This is a genomic window from Methanoregula formicica SMSP, from assembly GCF_000327485.1.
GTDB lineage: Archaea > Halobacteriota > Methanomicrobia > Methanomicrobiales > Methanospirillaceae > Methanoregula > Methanoregula formicica.
Genome location: NC_019943.1, coordinates 1,267,787 through 1,286,498 on the forward strand (window position 1 = coordinate 1,267,787; position 18,712 = coordinate 1,286,498).

The following is an 18,712-nucleotide window of genomic DNA, read 5'->3' on the forward strand; positions in this document are numbered from 1 at the left end:
CAGTTTTGATCAAAGGTTCTTCCATACCGGGTCCTTTAGTTTCCAGATCCCGTCAATTTTTTCGAAAATATCTCGATTATAGAATTTATCGACAATCTCCCAGAATTCTTTGTCAGTATATCCGGTAAATGCAAGGAAGTCATCGAGTGCCCGCTGGTCGAGTTTATGATCCTGTTCCTTTATCAGCTGGGCACCCTCTTTCTTGGTGATTTTCCCGCTGCGAATCCAGTAACCAACTACATCGGTGGCACGTGCAAATCCAAATTTTGGATATTTCAACCATGGGTGGACCAGGTATGCAACTGAATCAACCTGATCATAATCTTCAACGAACCCTTCTCTTCTCCATTCATGGGAGAGATCCCGAAAACCATATCTTTTTGCAATCTGATAATTACGGAACCCGTCCCATGGAATGAAATAACTCAGATATATGGGCTCAAGTCCAGCAGATTCGATCTCTTCATCTGATGGATTTTGGAGCATTTCAATATCTTTCTTTGATATTCCTTTCTCGAACCAAAAGTTCCAGTCAATGGCTTTGACAACATCGTTTTTCAGCTGATCGCGGGCACTGTATGTTTCCTTCTGGAGGACTCCTCCATACTCCCAGCTTACATTCTCACCATATACGATGAGCGGAATTTTCCAGCGGGTTGCCATTTTTATCGGGAATGTATAGATTGCCCGATCAATAGGCCAAGTGGGACTTCCCATCTCTTCAAATGCAATCCTCACCATCTTCCTGACCAGCGATGGGTTCTGGTGAAGGGCAATGACATCACAGTTAAATGCATCAGCGATATTCTGGAAATTATATTCCCCGGCTTTGGTTTTAGAGAACGGATCTACAACAGAAACAAGCAGAGGGTTCATACCAAGCAGTTCTTTCATTACGTACACTTGGTAATGGCTATCTTTGCCTCCACTAATCGCAATAATGCAATCGTGGGTACCATCATTCTTTCGGTACTTGTCCGCAAGTTTTTTCAGTTCTTCAAAACGAGACTGATAATTCACGGTTTTCCGCATTTCATAATGACAACATGCTTGACAGATTCCCTGATCATTCAGAACAAGTCCCGGTTTTGTGTCCGGCATCATGCAGTTTTTACAATGTTTCATATCATTTTCTCCGTAGTGTAACAGATTTTGGATATGTTTTTTCTCGGATTCTTCTGAATAATATTTCAATTGATTTTTTAAAAGGATAATGTTCGCGTATCCTCAGAATACTGAAATGCGAAGATGATAATGAGAAATGTTTATATGATTGTGGTGGAAGGAAAATTCTTATTACTACAACTCAAGAACTGTTTACGAATAATATGCCGTTGCGAATTATTGCCCGCCTTGATGTTAAACCTCCAGATGTGGTAAAACCGGTTCATTTTGAAGGTTTGAGAAGAATGGGTTCCCCCAAGGACCTTGCCTCGAAATATTACAATCAGGGTGCGGATGAGATCCTTTTCGAGGATATTGTTGCCAGCCTGTATCGCAGGCCGATCATGCTTGACCTGATCCATCAGACATCACGCGATCTTTATATTCCCTTTGCTGCCGGTGGGGGTGTTCAGGCAACTGAGCATTTTGAACAATTACTTCACAACGGTGTAGACAAAGTCCTGATCAATACCTATGCCCTCCAGGAAGATCCTTCAATTATCCGAAGGGCTGCTGAAATCTTCGGCTCCCAGGCTGTCGTTGTGCATATTGTTGCAAAACACTGGACTGACTGGTGGGAGTGTTACAGTGACTGCGGTAGAATCCGGAGCGGAAAGAATGCTGTATCATGGGCAAAAGAAGTGGAATCTCTTGGAGCCGGTGAACTTCTTGTCAGCTCGGTTGATCGCGATGGAAGGAACCGCGGATTTGATAAAGATCTGATTGCTGCTATTGTCTCAAAAGTCAAAATTCCGGTTATTGCAGGAAGCGGGGCAGGATCGCTTGAAGAAATCCGGGACATGATAACACATGCAAAACCGGATGCGGTTGCTATCGGAAGCCTCCTACACTATAATAAAACAACGATCGGGGAGATTAAGACATTCCTTGCGGACAGCGGAATCGAGGTTGCGCTATGAGTACGGTAATTGGTCTTTTGAATTATGGTGTATCGGGAAATATTTTCAGTGTTCAGAAAGCTCTTGAACGCGCTGGTGCGACCGTAAAAACCGTGAAAACTAAAAAAGACTTCAAATCTTTTGACAAAATCGTTCTTCCCGGTGTGGGCAGTTTCAGGGACGCAATGGACAATCTCGGGGATTTAAAATCCGAACTTGTCGACCAGATCCACGAACGCCCAACCTTGGGGATTTGCCTTGGGATGCAGATTCTCTCGAAAGTCGGGTATGAATTTGGTGAAACATGGGGATTGGATCTTATCGATGCGGAAGTGAAAAAAATTGAGGTAAAATGCAAAGTCCCCCATCTGGGCTGGGGAAAATTATCCCTCGTAAAGGAGTCCCCACTCCTTACCGGGATCACAAATGAAGATAATTTTTACTTCATGCATTCTTACGAGGTTGTTAATTATACTGATGTTATTGCGCTGACAAATTATTGCGACCATAACTTCGTTTCTGTTATCCAGAAAAATGATCTCTACGGTGTCCAGTTCCATCCTGAAAAAAGTCGGGAAGCCGGTATTGTAATCCTAAACAACTTCATCAGTCTCCCGTGAGTTACTCCCATGACAGAAGAATTCGGCATGTACGGTATGCCCACGAAGGTCAGGTTCTGCAAGAAATGCACCATGAATAACCAGCGGCCATCATCGACCGTGGAATTCAAGAACAAGCCCGGTGATAAAAAGCGGGCAATTGCGTTTGATAAAGATGGTGTCTGTGAGGCCTGCAGATTTGCCGACAAAAAACGAACTATTGACTGGGAGAAACGGCGCGGGGAGCTTTCCGATCTCTGTGACAGGTTCCGTCGGATGGACGGAAGATATGATGTTATTGTTCCCGGCAGTGGCGGAAAAGACAGCGTGATGGCGGCTCATATTCTGAAGCATGAATATAATATGCATCCGCTCCTGATTACCTGGCCTCCTCAAATCTACACACGTGTCGGAAGACGGAATTTTGAATCATGGCTGAATTCAGGTTTTGCAAATTATACGTACTGGCCGAACCAGAAAGTCCACCGTCTCCTTACCCGTCTTGCATTTCTCAACCTCGTTCACCCCTTCCAGCCGTTCATTATCGGACAGAAGAATCTTGCCCCGAAATTTTCAATTCAGTTAAATATTCCCCTTGTGGTATTTGGAGAGAACGAGGCAGAATATGGCAATCCTGTTGCAGACAACCAGAGCGCAAAACGTGATTCTTCCTATTATTCCATGGACCATGAGCTGGATCAGATTTACCTTGGTGGGGCAAATGCAAAGGATCTCATGAAGGAATATCACCTATCCTTATCAGATCTCGAGGCATACCTTCCATCTGAACCAGCCCGGCTGGATACGGTAGGAACGGAAGTTCATTACTTGGGATACTATATTCCTTGGCACCCTCAGGAAACCTATTATTATGCAGTTGAACATTCTGATTTCCTGCCAAATGATTTCAGAACGGAAGGAAGTTACAGCAAATACAGTTCCATTGACGACAAAATTGACTGGCTCCATTATTATACCACGTATGTAAAATTTGGTGTGGGCCGCGCTACCTATGATTCCGCCCAGGAAATAAGAAATGGGGATATCACCCGCGATGAGGGTATCCGGCTCATCAGAAGATTTGATGGAGAATTTCCCCACATGTACCTCAAGGAGTGTCTTGATTATATGGGAATTACTGAACACCAGTTCCATGAAACAATCGACAACGCGAGACCTCCGCATTTATGGAAAAAGACCAACGGGAAATGGGAGTTACGTCAAAAAATATGGGAAACTGAATTATAGCGAAAGATCCATTCATTTTTTTAATGGGTTTTTTCATTTTCTTTTAAAAAACCAAATACGGAAAAGTTTTTTTTTTATCGTGGAAAAGTCTCCCAAAAAATTTAAATTTTTTTCTCCAGATCTCACGTGGAAACCGGTGTCATCCGGAAAAAATTCAGAATACACCCACCATTCTCTATACGATCCCCCTTTCCGAAACACTCTGTTCCCGAATGCCTGCAGGGTCTCCCCCACACCATCTTTCCGTTTCTCCATCGAGTATAGAGATGAATTCCCGTGAGGCCTGTTTTTAGTTATTGCTGTCCTACGGACCAAATCCGGGCCGTTTACATAAAAATGAACAGGCCACTCCCGTTTCAGGCCCCGGAATGTTGCCATATTACTTCCAGTCTCCGGAGGAAAAACCGGTTTTTCTGCCCAATATTACCTCACTTTTACGGATTATTGCCTCCATGTCCGGGAAAAGAGGGTAATCGGAGCCAATTTTGAGCCCGGATAAGGGAATCTTAGGAATACAGGGTATCCCGGTGTAATGAGAAGGATGCCCTGGGGGGATGTGGGCAGTTCACGCGATCAGGATCGCGAAGATGAGAAAACCCGGAATTATTCATAAAAAAACCGGAAAAAATGGAAAAATTTCCGGAGTCTAAAAAAAGTAACAAAAAAAATCCCTCGTTCACAGCCCCGCAAATTGATGGGGAATCCAAGGCAGGCCGGAGAAATACGGGACCTTACAACGATTATATCCGGGACAATCCGGAATTTGGTTATCGTGCATAAAAAAAGACGGATGATTTTTCCAAAAACAAGTGGAGAAAAAAGTGTTGTACTGTTTTCAGGTTGGATAGACCTCCGGCGTTTGCGCTGGTCTCGTTCTTCCATGAGAAATGTCGGCTTTCCATGTCATGGTTTTCGACCTGCCTGCTCCAGAAAAATTACCAGGAATGGAATGAAAATATGTTTCTTAATTCCAAAACGCCCTTACCCTATGCGCAGGTTTATTGTAGATTATTAGGTTCAGCCATTAAGAATTCAGCCAGGGCCAAATCCAGGGGAGTATCAATATCGATACTTCGGGTTTTAGGCATAATATACGCAAGGGTATTGTCTGAGACAAACCCGGCATTCTTTATGATAAAATCCAGTGTTCCAACATAAATGGCCCCATTGGGTTGATACGTTTTGGGAAGATCCTGTCTTCTTTTACGTGAGATCTCTTTGGAAAATAAAGGAATAACCTTCTGCTGATTCAGGGTAAAGCACCAGTAGGGTGAATGATCCGTTTCACAAACGCTGATAACCGAATCACATCTGTGTTCCAGAAATAACCGGATTGCGTTGTCGATATCACCAGCGTTTCTCATAGGCGATGTTGGCTGTAATAAGACAATTACACCGGGCAAAAAATTATCCCGCTCTTTCAACACCGAGGTTGCATGGATGATTGCATCAACAACGGATGATGCATCCCGGGCTATCTCCTCAGGACGGATTATTACGTCAACAGTATTTTCTCTCGAAATAGCAGCGATTTCATCGTTATCCGTTGAGACAACGATCCGTGTGAGAAATTTCGATCCTTTTGCCGCATCTATGGAATATTCAATAAGGGTTTTATCATGCAGGGGTCGGATATTTTTTTTAGGAATGCCTTTACTCCCCCCTCGGGCAGGAATTATTGCAAGGATTTCAGGCGGATCCTGGCGGGAAGCACGTGCGTGATGCATGATGATAGTATATCCCCTGAAGAAAATTTGAAGATTTCCCAAATTTTTTTATGAATCCGGGTTCATCTGGACATTATACATTTTCCAGTATTCCCCTTTCCTTTCAATCAGCGTCTGATGCGTTCCGCTTTCGATGATTCTTCCTTTGTTAATGACATAAATCATATCTGCATTGATGATAGTTGAAAGCCGGTGTGCAACAATAACAGTAGTACATGTCTGTGCAACATTCGAGATCGCGTCCTGAACGATTTTTTCTGATACCGTATCAAGAGAGCTCGTCGCTTCATCGAGAATGAGGATCTCCGGGTTACGGATTATTGCGCGGGCGATAGCTATCCTCTGGCGTTCTCCTCCGGACAGTCTCATGCCCCTGTCACCGACGACCGTATCGTATTTCTGAGGCATCCTATCCACGAAGTTGTGTACATTTGCAAGAGACGCGGCTCTCATGATCTCTTCGTCAGAATATTCCTGCCCGAACGTGATATTCTCCCTGATACTTGCATTGAAAATGAATGTATCCTGACTGACAAATCCGATTTTGTTCCTGAGCGTAGCGAGATCATAGTCCCTGATATCGATGTTGTTGATGAGAATCCGGCCTTCCCCCACATCATATAATCGCAAGAGCAGATCAATCATAGTCGACTTGCCTGAACCGGATTCACCGACGATTGCTGTTGTCTTTCCCGCCTCTATTGTGAGGTGTACATCCCTGAGGAGAGGTGTATTTTCGTGATAATAGAATTTCACCTGGTCAAAAGAAATCTCCGGTTTTTTACCGGAAAAAATTTTTGAACCATTTTTTATGGTGGAATACTTCGTATCCTCGAACACCTGCCTGACAAGTGATAAATTGGGAAGTGCACCCATAATTGCCATCTGATAATTTCCAAAATTGGCGAGTTTTGGCAATAAGGTCAGAACGGAAAGAGAAAATGTTCCCAGAACTGGTAAGTATGCAATGAAACTTGCCGGGTAGAATATTTTTATCGCAATGATGACGGATCCGATCGTTATGAAAATGAGCAGGTAGAGGACAAGCGGCGGGATCTGCAGCCAGAATGCATCTTTTTCCCACAATACCCAGTAGTCCCAGACTGATTTTGTGAAGTGTTTTTTCCAGAACGGGGAAGATTCAGATGCTTTGATCTGTTTTACCCCGTTGATGTATTCGTTGAGGGTAACAATCTCATTTTCATTGGCCTGATAGCGACCGGTGCCGGTCAGATACGAGATTTTGCAGCTCAAGTATCTCGTAAAGATATAGTAAGCTGTTCCTGCTGCAAGGAAAAGAATGGTTCCATAAACCGTTATGGAAAAAAGTAACAGGACTGTGGATACTGAGATCAGGATATCAACTGACAGTTTTGTCAGATTACTTAAAACTTCGGCAATATATTGCGGTGCACGGGTAAGCCGGTAAATAATATCGCCCTGTTTGCTGTCAATAAACCGCTGGTAATCCGATGATTCATATTTATCGAATAATTTTTCTTTGTTATAGATGGTGATTTCTGTTGTAATCTTCAAGGAAACCCAGACAAAAACAGCATTTAAAAAAAAAGAGAAACAGGCAGCGAGCATGAACAAGAGGCTGGATGCAATTAACGGATCCTGGATTGCAAATAAGCCTGCGAAAAGGTTTTCAATCAATGAAATGAGTGAAAACAGGAGATTATTCGGCTGATACGTCTGGTTTGTGCTGATTGATAAAATCGGATAGAGAAGAGCCAGATTGATCATGTTGACAACGGCCATAAGGACGCCAAGAGCTGATAGGAATAAAAAAGAAAATTGGTAATCCTTTAAGAAAAACCAGATAACTCCGATAGATTTTTCATCAGCCATATAATTCCCCCGAATCTCGTTATTAGGATTCGTATCCATTTTGATATAAGTGATTCTGCATAGATCCGGTGGAGTTTTTCACTGTTAAACACATCTCTCCACTTTAAAAAAAACCGGACAATAAAAAAGCCTCAGCCGTGATTTGAACACGGGACCTGCTGATTACAAGTCAGCCGCTCTGCCAACTAAGCCACTGAGGCGCCATAGTAGTTTGACATTCGATGATAAAAAAGATGGTGCCGGGGGGCAGTCAGCGCAATAATGCTAATTCCTGATCCCGGTGCACAGTTTCGTGATCCACGAGAAGGGCGCATGGTAAAAAAACCAATCCCTTATACGCCCCGGCAATAACCTATCTGTAGAAATGGCACAGCTGACCGTGGATATTGGCGGGAGCCCCGGCATAAACTGCCGTGGGTACTGCGAATACTGTTATTTCAAGAAAGTGAAGGGCACAACCCCTCTCGGGTGCCGGTATTGCTTGCCGTTCATGAAAGGCTGTGACTATTGCACACGAGGAGTAAAGGAGGAGTACAGCGGATTCAAGGACCTGCGCACTGTTGCAGATGAAACTCTTGCGAACCTCCAGGCAAAGCAGGGAGAGATTGACCGGATCACCATCAGCGGTGGCGGGGATCCAAGCTGTTACCCGCAATTCACGGACCTCATCGGGCTGCTGGGGAGTACCGAAGCCCCGCTTCATATCGGGTACACAAGCGGTAAAGGCTGGGACGATCCCTCTATTGCCGATCTGCTGATCGATAATGGCCTGTCAGAAATTTCATTCACGGTCTTCTCCGTTGATCCAAAACTTCGGAAACAGTACATGCACGACCCGACACCGGAGGTTTCCCTTGCGATTCTCGAACGGCTCTGCAAGGCTGTCGATGTCTATGCAGCAACGGTTGTCCTTCCGGGTGTGAATGATGGGACTGTGCTCGAAGATACCTGCCGCTGGCTTCAGGACCGGGGGGCAAAGGGGCACATACTGATGCGGTTTGCCAATGAAACCGGCCAGGGTCTCATTCTCGGTAACGGGCCGGTGCTGAAACATCAGAAAACCCAGAGCGTAGAGTCGTTCAGGGATATGATAACGGACCTCCGAAAAAAATTCACCATGAAAATCTCCGGTACGCCTCTCTGGGACCCGGAGATTGGATCGCCATTTGCGATCCGGTACGAACCAGCGCTGTTGGCAAAACTCCCTCGGGTTATGAAACAGGCGAGCGTTGTCAGCGGAAGCATTGCCACTCCGTTCATCGATACCATCCTTTCCGCATGCGGCTCAACCGTTCCGGTTGTCCCGGTGGCAAAAGAGATCGCCTGCCTCATCACAGCGGATGATCTGAAGCAGATCGATCTCCGGACTCTCGAACCGGTTGTTATCATCCCCGGGCGGGCATTTGTCCATGATGCGGAGGCAGAAGAGATCCTCTCGCGGGACGGGATCGTGCGTACCGTGCTCCGCGGCCCCGAAATGCTGACGGCCGATGCCGAGACCAGTATGGGCATGACCCGTGAGCAGGTGCTGGAGATGGAGATGAACGGATTTACGGAGTTGATCTGGTTGATCAACCAATATGGCATCTGAACAAGATGTTCTTATGGGGAGAAATGTCTCCTGAAAAACAATCCGGATCTGTCGATCCCTGATATTTTAAAGCAAAGAATACAGAAAAATGCTGCGAGAGGGTTACGATCCCCCGATCTCCAGATCTCTCAAAGCCTGAACAGTGTGAAGAGTTCAATAAACCCTATGAGTCTGGCGCCCTAACCAGCTAGGCCACCGCAGCACAAAAGTGCATAATAAAAACGCCGTAAAAATAGTTAAAGGTTCTCATAACATGACGGTTTTTCCGTCACGATTTTTTCTGCTGGATGTACGTGTTGACCGCTGCAGTGATTGCGGCCACTTTTTTGCCCTGATCAAAGGATCCCGCCAGTGTCTGCATGCGCGTCTCTTCATCCCGCTTGTACCGTTCAAGGGTTTTTAAAATGTGCTCTTCCTGCAGGAAGTGCGTGTGCGTGTTTCCATCGATGAACTGCTGGTTGTTCATGATCGCGTAATGGAGCGGGAGGGTTGTCTTGATCCCAAGCACGATATACTCTGAAATCGCCCGGCGCATCCTCTGGATTGCATCGTGACGGGTACTGTCCCATGCACAGAGTTTTGCGATCATGGAGTCGTAGTTTGGCGGGATGGTGTATCCCATGTGGATGCCGGAATCAACCCGGATGCCTGGGCCGCCCGGGGAGCGGTACCGCAGGATCTTTCCCGGATCAGCCGCAAAATTATTGAGCGGATCTTCGGCATTGATCCGGCATTCTATCGCATGTCCGCGGATAGAGAGGTCCTTCTGCTCAAATTGAAGGGATTCACCCGCGGCAATGGCGATCTGCTGCTTAACGAGATCGATGCCCGTGATGAACTCCGTGATGGTGTGTTCGACCTGGAGCCGGGTGTTCATCTCCATGAAATAATAGTTACCCTGGCTGTAGAGGAACTCCACAGAGCCGGCATTGGTGTAATCGGAGGCTTCGGCTACCTTGAGGGCTGAGGCGGACATCCGCTCCCTGAGTTCGTCCGTCATGATGGGAGACGGTGCTTCTTCGATGAGCTTCTGGTGTCTACGCTGGATTGAACATTCACGGTCATAGAGATGGACAGCGTTTTTATGCTCATCTACGAGCACCTGGAACTCGATATGCCGGGGCTTGATAAGGTACTTCTCGACGAAGACCGTTGCATCTCCAAAAGCCGACTTTGCGATCCGCTGGCTGCCGGAGATTGCTTCTTCCAGTGACTTCTCGTCATGGACGATCTGCATGCCAATACCGCCGCCTCCGGCGCTGGCCTTGACGATGACGGGATACCCGATATCAGCGGCAATCTTCTTTGCCTCCTCAATATCGGTGATACCCCCATCCGTCCCGGGAAGGACGGGAACACCGGCATCTTTCATCATCTGCTTGCTGCCGATTTTTGAGCCCATCGCTTTGATGCTCTTCCACCGCGGGCCGACAAATGTGACCCCCTCATCCTGACAGAGTTTGGCAAACCGGTAGTTTTCGGCAAGAAAACCGTACCCCGGGTGGACGGCCTCGGCACCGCACTTCTTCGCGATGTCGATGATCCGTTCCATGTTGAGATAACTCTTGGAGGGGTGGGCTTCGCCGACATAGAACGCTTCGTCAGCATATCTTACGTGGAGCGCGTTCTTATCGGCATCCGAGTAGATCGCCACCGTGTCAATGTCCAGCTCGCGGCATGCACGCATCACGCGGATGGCGATCTCGCCACGGTTGGCGATCAGGAGTTTCTCGAAAAATTTCATTGGACCACCAGCAGGACATCGCCGTTCTGGACGACATCGCCGGCATCAACAAAGATCTCGGTGACCTTGCCGTCAACCGGGCTGTGGATCGGGTTCTCCATCTTCATTGCTTCGAGAATTACCAGGGTGTCACCTTTCTTTACAGCCGAGCCCCTGCTGACGGGGACCTTGAGGACCATGCCCTGCATGTTGCTCTTAATTCCTCCGGCAATGTCGCCACGGGGGATTTTCTGGGGGACGGCGCTCGCGACTTCAACCTTGTTCCCTCCGATAGAAACGATCCTGACAGTAAAGACTTCGCCGTCAACCTCGACCTCCATCTGGCTAGGGATATCGTCGGAGGGGGATGTGGGAGCAGATTGTTTCCGGGGAATCTCCTCGATGGTCCTTTCTCCCTTGAGAAACGACGGTGCTATGGCGGGATACAGGATATAGGTCAGGACATCCTCTTCCTTTTTGATAAGTCCTGCCCTGGTTGCCTCTGCTTTCATGCTGTCGTAGGATGGCTCAAGCAGGTCGGCCGGCCTCTGGGTGATAACCTTCTCGTCGCCGATGATCAACGTACGGATCTCGTCGCTGATTGATCCGGGAGATTTGCCGTACAGGCCGCGGACATAATCCTTGACTTCTTTTGTGACATTCCGGTAACGCTGGCCGTTGACCAGGACATTGAGGACTGCCTGCGTTCCGACAATCTGGCTCGTTGGGGTAACAAGCGGCGGGTAGCCCAGGTCTTCGCGTACGCGGGGTACTTCTGCCAGCACATCATCCCACCGGTCAAGAGCGTCCTGCTCCTTCAACTGGGAGACAATGTTCGAGATCATTCCTCCCGGTAACTGGTAGATGAGGACATCGCTGTCTACCCTCTCGGAAATCGGGTCAAGGAGTCCCTGGTATTTATCCCGGATCCTGAGGACCTGGTTCCTGACTGCCCTGAGTTTGATTAAGTCGATACCGGTGTCCCGCGATGTTCCCGTCAGCGATGCGACAACACTTTCCGTGGGGGGCTGTGAAGTCCCCATGGCGATGGGGGACATCGCGGTGTCGAGAATGTCAACTCCTGCCGAAATTGCTGCCTGGTAACTCATGGGAGCAATGCCGCTGGTGCAGTGGCTGTGGAGGCAGACCTTGACATCCACTGCTTTCTTGATCCCCGTGATGAGCTCCCGTGCCTGTTCCGGCATAATGAGGCCTGCCATGTCCTTGATGCAGATGGAGTCGCATTCAAGGGCATAGAGCTCTTTTGCCATATCGATGAATGACCGGGTACTATGGACCGGGCTTGTCGTGTAGGATATGGTGCTCTGCAGGTGGGCCCCATTATCCTTGACGCGTTTCATGGAGCGCGTCATGTTCCGGATATCGTTGAGCGCATCGAATATCCGGAAGATATCAACGCCGTTCTTGTGCGCCGCATCAACAAACTTATCGACGACATCGTCAGGATAGTGGCGGTACCCGACCAGGTTCTGGCCACGGAGGAGCATCTGAATCGGAGTGTGCTTGAGTTCAGATTTCAGTGCCCTCAACCGGTCCCAGGGATCGTCGTTAAGAAACCGGATACAGGTATCGAACGTGGCACCGCCCCAGGCTTCAACGGAGAAGAATCCGCAACTGTCGATTTCCCGGGCAAGCGGGAGCATATCTTCGGTCCTGAGCCGCGTGGCAATGAGCGACTGGTGTGCATCACGGAGAGTCGTATCAGTGATCAGGACTTTTTTGGGAGAGGCAGGGTGCATGGAAGAGTCCTCAGTCGGGCATCAGGATGATATTCAGCCTCTCAAAAATTCATCGGTATAGTATAAAAAATTCACTAACGGGAATTACCGTTATGATGAGTATGCATAGTGCAGTCATGCATCGGAAAATATCTCCCCTCGTGGTGAGAAACCGCGGACAGAGTGAACCACCGCACCGGTATCCCCGCACCGCCATAAGCTCTGCAGTATGTTCGGCTCGTGAAAGGGCACCGGTGACAAGGACAAGCCCGGCCGGTACAAGCATTTTCCCGGCAGTGCCGGTTCCTTTCAGTGCCTGGGCAACGCGGATCGTTTCGAAGTCCCGGACCATGAGGTGCAGGGTTTGCATTGCCATGTCGGCCAGCATTCCCAGTTCGAACCCGATCCGGTTCCCGAGCAGCCAGACTCCGAGATGAAGGAACTCTCCGCTTTTCTGTTCAGCATAGACCCATGAACCGACAAGGACAATGACCATCATCCTCAAAAAATACGAAACGCCATCACCTCCGGTCAGGGAGAGAACGGCGCTGAAGAACGCCAGCATCCCCGCGACAGGAAGGATCATACGCATCCGCATGATTTCAGAAACCTTGCCGGACCATGCGATCCACCAGAGAAATGCCAGGGCAGCTCCCGCCAAGCTGAAGAACGCGGAAAGGGTGAGTACCAGCGCCGCGGCAATCCGGAGCCTTATGTCCTGCATGCTGCCTCCCGGATATCCTGTCTTGTGAGGTTTGCCGGTTCTTTCCCTCTTCTGATGAGTGCCCTGACGATCTCCGGAGCGTGCTCCCATGTGCGAAGAGCATCAGGAAGATTTCCCCTGCAGTGGAGCGAACCGTCAACAATCTCCCAGAGCATATCCACCCGCGGGAATTGCGACTGTTCGTGCGTGAAGATGATCGTGATCCCCCGTGCGCGGCCGGAGATTGTGGTGCAGGCCCGCGCCTTCTCCTTACAGTCCAGGGAGCTGAAGGGTTCATCCAGGACAAGAAGGTCGTACTCCTGTGACAGGACACAGGCCAGGTGCAGGCGTTTCAGTTCCCCCCGGCTGAGTCGCAGAGGAGAGAGGCCGGCCTTTTCCTGAAGTGAGGCCTGTTTGAGTATGACTGTGGGATCGAGCCCCCAGGAGGAACATTCCTCGCTGACGGTTGAGCCGGTGACATGGTGCTCCGGGAACTGGAACGAGATCATCGGGTGGGTGATGTCCTCCCTTCTGATCGCTCCCGAGGTGGGCGGAGAGAGTCCTGCAATTACCCGCGCAAGTGTGGTTTTACCACTGCCAACATCACCACTGATCAGGTGGATACCCTCGGTGAATGTCCCGGTTGCAGAGACAGACCACGAATCCCGTACAACTCGTACCGCATCGAGATCGATCCTCATATCCCGCACTCCATGGTCAGGGGATAAAATGGTGTGCCATGGAGCCGGGCGAATACTTCCCCCGGTACCCCCTCATAGGCGACCCGGCCATTCTCCAGATAGATAACATGATCGCTGCGGATTGCGGATTCAACCTGCTGGGTACACCGGATAACGTACGGGATCGCGCGTTCCTGGACAATGCGCTCGACCTGGCGGGCCCTATAGTTGTCAAGGTGCGAGTCACATTCGTCGAGCACAAGGACCCGGGGTGTGTGTACAAGTGCTGCAGCAAGTGCGACAAGGACCTTTTCCCCTCCAGATAGATCGCATACCGGCCGGCCTCTAAGGGGGGATATCCCCATAGAGTCCAGAAGCTTCTCAACCGTAATTTTCACGTCCCTGTCTGGCAGGTGGCGGAAACGCAGCGATGATGCGACTTCATCAATGACGGTGCCAAAAAGGATGTTGCGATCCGGGAACTCATTGACCCAGCCGGTTTCAGTCTTTCGGGGAGGCACTCCATCGATACGCACAGTCCCGGAGTGTGGCAGGAAGATCCCGGCCAAGAGTTTGAGCAGCATCGTTTTCCCGCTGCCATTGGGTCCGATCACTGATGTGGTACCGAAAGGGATCCGGAGGGCGCTGATGTCAAGTATGGTATGGCGGATACCGGAAAGTTCAATCATGGCAACCGCTCAGCGATGATGTAGACAGCACCTGCTTTCAGGATGCCGCCCGGAATAAAGGGGAGAACCCCTGCGATGAACGCGGGAATGAATTCCATTCCGGCAGAGATCATCAGCCATGCCATGCCAAAGAGGAGTGTGACTGCGGTTCCCATTGCAAGGCCGGCAATGCGTACAGGGCGCGACGAGCTCTCGTACGCAAGTCCGACGATGAGCGCAGAAACGAGGAACCCGACGAGATAGCCCCCGGTAGGTCCGAGGAGTACCCCCGGGCCGGACATCCCGTTGTGGAATACCGGAAGGCCGAGTGTGCCGAGAACAATGTACGCTGCTACCGGAAGTATGGCCCTCCGTTTCATGACGGCCCCGGCAAGCAGGACAAAGAGTGTCTGGAGCGTAAATGGGACCGGGATGCAGGGGATCGATATCCAGCTCCCCAGTGCAATGAGCCCGATAAAAACCGCGGAATGTGCTAATACCCGTGAACGTTCGAGATCGCCAAACATCGTCAACCTCTTATGAAAATGATGGTTGACGATAAAAAAGTATTGGGATTACTGGTGATAACAGTCGCCGGCTATGACCCGTTCGAGTTTGCCGTTGTCCTTCTTGATAATCAGGGCACCGAACTCATCGATATCCACGGCTTCGCCTTCGAAACTGTTCTTGAGGGTACGGATCTGGACACGGTTTTCGAGAGTGCATGAGATACTCTTCCATTCCTGGATGATTGTATCGTACTCCCCGCTTTCTATCAGGAGGAGGTGGCTCTCAAACTCTTTTAACAGCCGGGCGAGAAACGCCGCGCGGTCAACTTTATGCCCGACTTCCGCGCAGATAGAAGTGATCTGGTCGCGCAGGTCCGGAGCGAAATTGGTGACCGGGACATTCACATCAATGCCGATAGAGAGAAGGCAGTGGTGCACAACATCGGACTCTGCCGAGAGTTCCAGGAGCAGCCCGGCAACTTTCTTGTTCCCGATGAAGATATCGTTAGGCCATTTGATGAGCGCCCCGAGGTTGAACTCTTTTCGGATTGCCCGGGCAACGGCAATGGATCCTGCCATGGTGACCATAAAGATATGATCGATGGGTATGCAGGGTTTTAGGACAATGGTGATCCAGATGCCGCCGCTGGGCGAGACCCATGCCCGGCCCATCCTGCCAACACCGCCCGTCTGTTCTTCTGCGATAATGACGAGACCGTTCATCTTATCAACATCGCCTTCCGAGCAGAGTTGTTTTCCTACCCAGATGGTGGAAGGTGTGTTCTCAAAGTACCGCATCTTCTTCCCGATGAACTGCGTACGGAGTTTCTTGTGGATCTCGTACGGGAGCAGTTTTGCGCTGGGCTGGGATAACCGGTACCCCTCCTTTTGTGACGAAGAAATATCGTATCCCATCATCCGGAGCTCGTTGATGTGTTTCCAGACTGCTGAACGGGTAATTCCCAGTTCGTTGCTGATCGTCTCCCCGGAGAGGGCCCCTTCTGCCCGTTCAAGGATTTCCAGTACTTTGAATGCGGATTCCGGCAACATATCACCTTCGTGAACTGATCTTTTCCGAGTCAAGCGGGCAGGGATCCTTTCCGCAGACCTGCTTGAGAATTGCGGACTGGTGCTCCATGAGCGTGGCGAGATCGAAAATACCCGTAATATCGACTATGCCTATAGCCCCGATCGCATTTCCCTCTCTGTCCCGGATGGGTGTCACCGTTACCGGGACTCCCTTGTATGCACCGCTTGCGGGGGTTGTCTTGATTGTCTGGTTCCGGGCAATGGCGTCGAGAAGAACCGGGCCGTTGTATGCCCGGTCGATGACCCTGCCATCTTCGACCCGGATGCCATCGCGATCTGCGGATTTTGCCGTAACAGGAAGCCGGTGGATAAGTTCATGAACAGCAAGGACAACGGGTTCCAAATCTTCCGATGCCGCATTGCAGGACAACACGTAGCGGTGCATAACGAATGCCTCACTACTCTGGTCAATCGTTCAGGTTGATGAAGGTTGTGGAATGTATGAGTGTGGGCTAAGAAGCCGGTAACCGGGAATTCCTGTCACGGTGCCACCGCTACAGCGGACTCGTGATACCTTCGCAGCAGAATTTCTTGAGAAATTCCCGTGACGGAAACTCGTGAACGCTGGTTACAATAATTCTCCCTTTTCCATACCAGTGTTCGATGATGACATCGGAAGATCCTGCAGATCCAACACAGGTTCCCTCATGTTCCGGAAATGATCCATCGCATTCGATGTTCTGCGGATCGTATTCTTCAGCAAGAGTTGCCGCCAGTGAATTTCCGGAACACGAGATCGTCCGCGGGTGGAACTCATGGGAATATTTCAGCCGGAACGGGAGCCAGTCATAGGCATCTGCCTTGTTGTCCGCAGCACCGAAGACCAACAGGTTTCCGCCATTTTCAACAAACCTGTGGATGCGGGAAGATGATGCCCGCAATGCCGGCAGGAGGTTTGAATATTTTGCATTGCCAAAACCTGTCGGGACGATCAGGCAGTTGAACGAGCCCCGGAAAAATGGGGCTGCGAGCATATGGGGGGTCACGATCTCGCAGGAAATACCACAGTCCTCGATAAGCCGGCTGAAATGCTGCGGGGAGTCCCAGAGAAAGCCGGCCCGGCAATTCATCCCTTGATCACCCCGACCGGGACGAGGCGGGCGACAAGGCGGGAGATGCCGGCATCGTGCACGACCCTTACTACTTCGTCGCTGGGCTTGTACACATCCGGGGCTTCATCGGCAATGGCGTTCTCGTGGGGAGCCCTGACGATAATCCCCTCTTTTGCAAGGTTCGCGGCCACTTCTTTGCCGCTCAGCCGTTTCTTTGCCTGTGAACGGCTCATGACCCGCCCCGCACCATGGCAGGTACTACCGAAAGTCTTGTCCATGGCCGTTGCCGTCCCGCAGAGTACGTAGGAGGACGTACCCATGCTGCCGGGAATAATGACCGGTTGGCCGATTGTTGAGAGGTCTGACGGAAGATCCGGCGACCTGGGACCGAATGCCCGCGTAGCTCCCTTCCGGTGGACACAGACCTGCATCCGTTTGTCATCAACGCGATGCTCCTCGATCTTTGCTACATTATGGGCAACATCGTAGACAAGGGGCATTTCATCGTATTCGATACCGAACATCTTTGCCAGGACTTCCCGGACTGCATGCGTGATTAACTGGCGGTTGGCCCAGGCATAATTCGCTGAAGAAGCCATGGCGCTGAAGTAGTCCCTCCCTTCCGGCGAACTGATGGGAGCGCAGGCGAGCTGGCGGTCAGGGAGTTTAATCTGGTACTTTTTTGTCGCAGTTTCAAGGAGTTTTAAGTGATCCGTACAGACCTGGTGTCCCAGCCCGCGTGAGCCGCAGTGGATCATGCAGCAGACCTGCCCGTCACGGATACCGAATGCTTTGGCGGCGACCGGATCGAAGATCTCGCGGACAACCTGGAGCTCCAGAAAATGGTTGCCGGATCCCAGGGTTCCGCCCTGCGGAATTCCCCGCTGGCGTGCCTTTGCAGATACTGTTTTTATCGAGGCACCCATCATGCCCCCGGCTTCTTCGCAGCGGACAAGATCGCGTTCATTACCATAACCATTCTCCACCGCCCAGCGTGCACCTTTTATCATCATCTCGTCGAGAGCATGCGAGGGGATTTTTTGGGAACTTTTCGCCCCGACACCCGTGGGGACGACATGGAAGAGTTGATCGATCAGGTCCTTCTTGCGGTTGTTGATATCCTGCAGCGAGACCGGTGTGGTAAGGAGCCGCACGCCACAATTGATATCGAACCCCACTCCTCCGGGAGAGATGATCCCATCATCCAGGGAGAATGCGGCAACTCCGCCAATGGGAAAGCCATATCCCCAATGGATATCGGGCATGGCAAGAGCGTGTTTTACGATTCCGGGCAGGGTCGCGACATTGGCAAGCTGAGCAAGCGCCCCCGGCTCAAGGATGCGCCCGAGCGATTCAGAGAGGAAAAACCTGCCGGGTACCCGCATGCCGGGAATGTATCCGCAAGGAACTTCCCATTCATTTTCCGTGATCCGCACAACACCGTCGATCATCTCATCCCCCTCCAGG

18 protein-coding genes and 2 tRNA genes are annotated in these 18,712 nt (G+C 50.2%); 4 read left to right on the forward strand and 16 right to left on the reverse strand.

The features are described from left to right. Positions 1–9 precede the first annotated feature (9 nt). Positions 10–1,125: an N-acetyl sugar amidotransferase gene (locus METFOR_RS06480; RefSeq protein ID WP_015285313.1), complete on the reverse strand. Its 1,116-nt coding sequence runs from the start codon at positions 1,123–1,125 to the stop codon at positions 10–12. 203 nt (positions 1,126–1,328) lie between these two features. On the opposite strand from METFOR_RS06480, the gene hisF reads away from it, so the two are divergent. From hisF to METFOR_RS06495, 3 genes are read left to right on the forward strand one after another with little or no spacing between them, the layout of a single operon-like run. Continuing rightward, positions 1,329–2,084: an imidazole glycerol phosphate synthase subunit HisF gene (gene hisF / locus METFOR_RS06485; RefSeq protein ID WP_015285314.1), complete on the forward strand. Its 756-nt coding sequence runs from the start codon at positions 1,329–1,331 to the stop codon at positions 2,082–2,084. Continuing rightward, complete coding sequence (hisH, locus tag METFOR_RS06490; RefSeq protein WP_015285315.1) at positions 2,081–2,683, forward strand: imidazole glycerol phosphate synthase subunit HisH; 603 nt, start codon at positions 2,081–2,083, stop codon at positions 2,681–2,683. The genes hisF and hisH overlap by 4 nt, the downstream gene beginning before the upstream one ends. A gap of 9 nt (positions 2,684–2,692) precedes the next feature. Further along, on the forward strand, positions 2,693–3,910 hold the full coding sequence (locus METFOR_RS06495; protein WP_015285316.1) for an N-acetyl sugar amidotransferase: 1,218 nt from the start codon (positions 2,693–2,695) through the stop codon (positions 3,908–3,910). Positions 3,911–3,943: 33 nt separating this feature from the next. Here the strand turns inward: METFOR_RS06495 and METFOR_RS15295 are convergent, their stop codons facing one another. The 4 genes from METFOR_RS15295 to METFOR_RS06515 all read right to left on the reverse strand — a co-directional run bounded on the left by METFOR_RS15295 (position 3,944) and on the right by METFOR_RS06515 (position 7,691). Next, positions 3,944–4,288 (reverse strand): hypothetical protein, encoded by a 345-nt coding sequence (locus METFOR_RS15295; protein ID WP_148277617.1) that lies wholly within the window; start codon positions 4,286–4,288, stop codon positions 3,944–3,946. 620 nt (positions 4,289–4,908) lie between these two features. Continuing rightward, a complete protein-coding gene (locus METFOR_RS06505) occupies positions 4,909–5,637 on the reverse strand; it encodes an acylneuraminate cytidylyltransferase family protein (RefSeq protein WP_015285317.1) in 729 nt (242 codons plus the stop codon). 48 nt (positions 5,638–5,685) lie between these two features. Further along, on the reverse strand, positions 5,686–7,491 hold the full coding sequence (locus tag METFOR_RS06510) for an ABC transporter ATP-binding protein (RefSeq protein ID WP_015285318.1): 1,806 nt from the start codon (positions 7,489–7,491) through the stop codon (positions 5,686–5,688). Positions 7,492–7,618: 127 nt separating this feature from the next. After that, a tRNA-Thr gene (locus tag METFOR_RS06515) sits at positions 7,619–7,691 on the reverse strand. 164 nt (positions 7,692–7,855) lie between these two features. On the opposite strand from METFOR_RS06515, the gene mmp10 reads away from it, so the two are divergent. Further along, on the forward strand, positions 7,856–9,082 hold the full coding sequence (gene mmp10, locus METFOR_RS06520; protein ID WP_015285319.1) for a methyl coenzyme M reductase-arginine methyltransferase Mmp10: 1,227 nt from the start codon (positions 7,856–7,858) through the stop codon (positions 9,080–9,082). 89 nt (positions 9,083–9,171) lie between these two features. Here mmp10 and METFOR_RS06525 read toward each other — a convergent pair. The 11 genes from METFOR_RS06525 to METFOR_RS06575 form a co-directional block, all read right to left on the reverse strand. Continuing rightward, positions 9,172–9,284: transfer RNA gene (locus METFOR_RS06525), tRNA-Met, on the reverse strand. Positions 9,285–9,350: 66 nt separating this feature from the next. Continuing rightward, positions 9,351–10,826, reverse strand: coding sequence for an acetyl-CoA carboxylase biotin carboxylase subunit (locus tag METFOR_RS06530; RefSeq protein WP_015285320.1), 1,476 nt, complete (start codon positions 10,824–10,826; stop codon positions 9,351–9,353). Further along, positions 10,823–12,565 (reverse strand): pyruvate/oxaloacetate carboxyltransferase, encoded by a 1,743-nt coding sequence (locus tag METFOR_RS06535; RefSeq protein ID WP_015285321.1) that lies wholly within the window; start codon positions 12,563–12,565, stop codon positions 10,823–10,825. Before METFOR_RS06535 ends, METFOR_RS06530 begins: the two co-directional genes overlap by 4 nt. A 49-nt stretch (positions 12,566–12,614) precedes the next feature. Beyond that, positions 12,615–13,268, reverse strand: a complete 654-nt coding sequence (locus METFOR_RS06540) for a hypothetical protein (RefSeq protein WP_015285322.1) — start codon at positions 13,266–13,268, stop codon at positions 12,615–12,617. Continuing rightward, positions 13,256–13,948 (reverse strand): ATP-binding cassette domain-containing protein, encoded by a 693-nt coding sequence (locus METFOR_RS06545; RefSeq protein ID WP_015285323.1) that lies wholly within the window; start codon positions 13,946–13,948, stop codon positions 13,256–13,258. The genes METFOR_RS06540 and METFOR_RS06545 overlap by 13 nt, the downstream gene beginning before the upstream one ends. Beyond that, positions 13,945–14,616, reverse strand: a complete 672-nt coding sequence (locus METFOR_RS06550; protein WP_015285324.1) for an ATP-binding cassette domain-containing protein — start codon at positions 14,614–14,616, stop codon at positions 13,945–13,947. The genes METFOR_RS06545 and METFOR_RS06550 overlap by 4 nt, the downstream gene beginning before the upstream one ends. Continuing rightward, entirely contained in the window at positions 14,613–15,122 is a 510-nt protein-coding gene (locus METFOR_RS06555) for a biotin transporter BioY (protein WP_015285325.1), read from the reverse strand. The genes METFOR_RS06550 and METFOR_RS06555 overlap by 4 nt, the downstream gene beginning before the upstream one ends. A 48-nt stretch (positions 15,123–15,170) precedes the next feature. Further along, complete coding sequence (locus METFOR_RS06560) at positions 15,171–16,154, reverse strand: biotin--[acetyl-CoA-carboxylase] ligase (RefSeq protein ID WP_015285326.1); 984 nt, start codon at positions 16,152–16,154, stop codon at positions 15,171–15,173. Between the two features lies 1 nt (position 16,155). After that, positions 16,156–16,578 (reverse strand): DUF2111 domain-containing protein, encoded by a 423-nt coding sequence (locus tag METFOR_RS06565; protein WP_015285327.1) that lies wholly within the window; start codon positions 16,576–16,578, stop codon positions 16,156–16,158. A gap of 109 nt (positions 16,579–16,687) precedes the next feature. Continuing rightward, positions 16,688–17,263, reverse strand: a complete 576-nt coding sequence (locus tag METFOR_RS06570; RefSeq protein WP_015285328.1) for a hypothetical protein — start codon at positions 17,261–17,263, stop codon at positions 16,688–16,690. Then, complete coding sequence (locus tag METFOR_RS06575) at positions 17,260–18,696, reverse strand: RtcB family protein (RefSeq protein WP_015285329.1); 1,437 nt, start codon at positions 18,694–18,696, stop codon at positions 17,260–17,262. Before METFOR_RS06575 ends, METFOR_RS06570 begins: the two co-directional genes overlap by 4 nt. Positions 18,697–18,712: the final 16 nt, after the last annotated feature.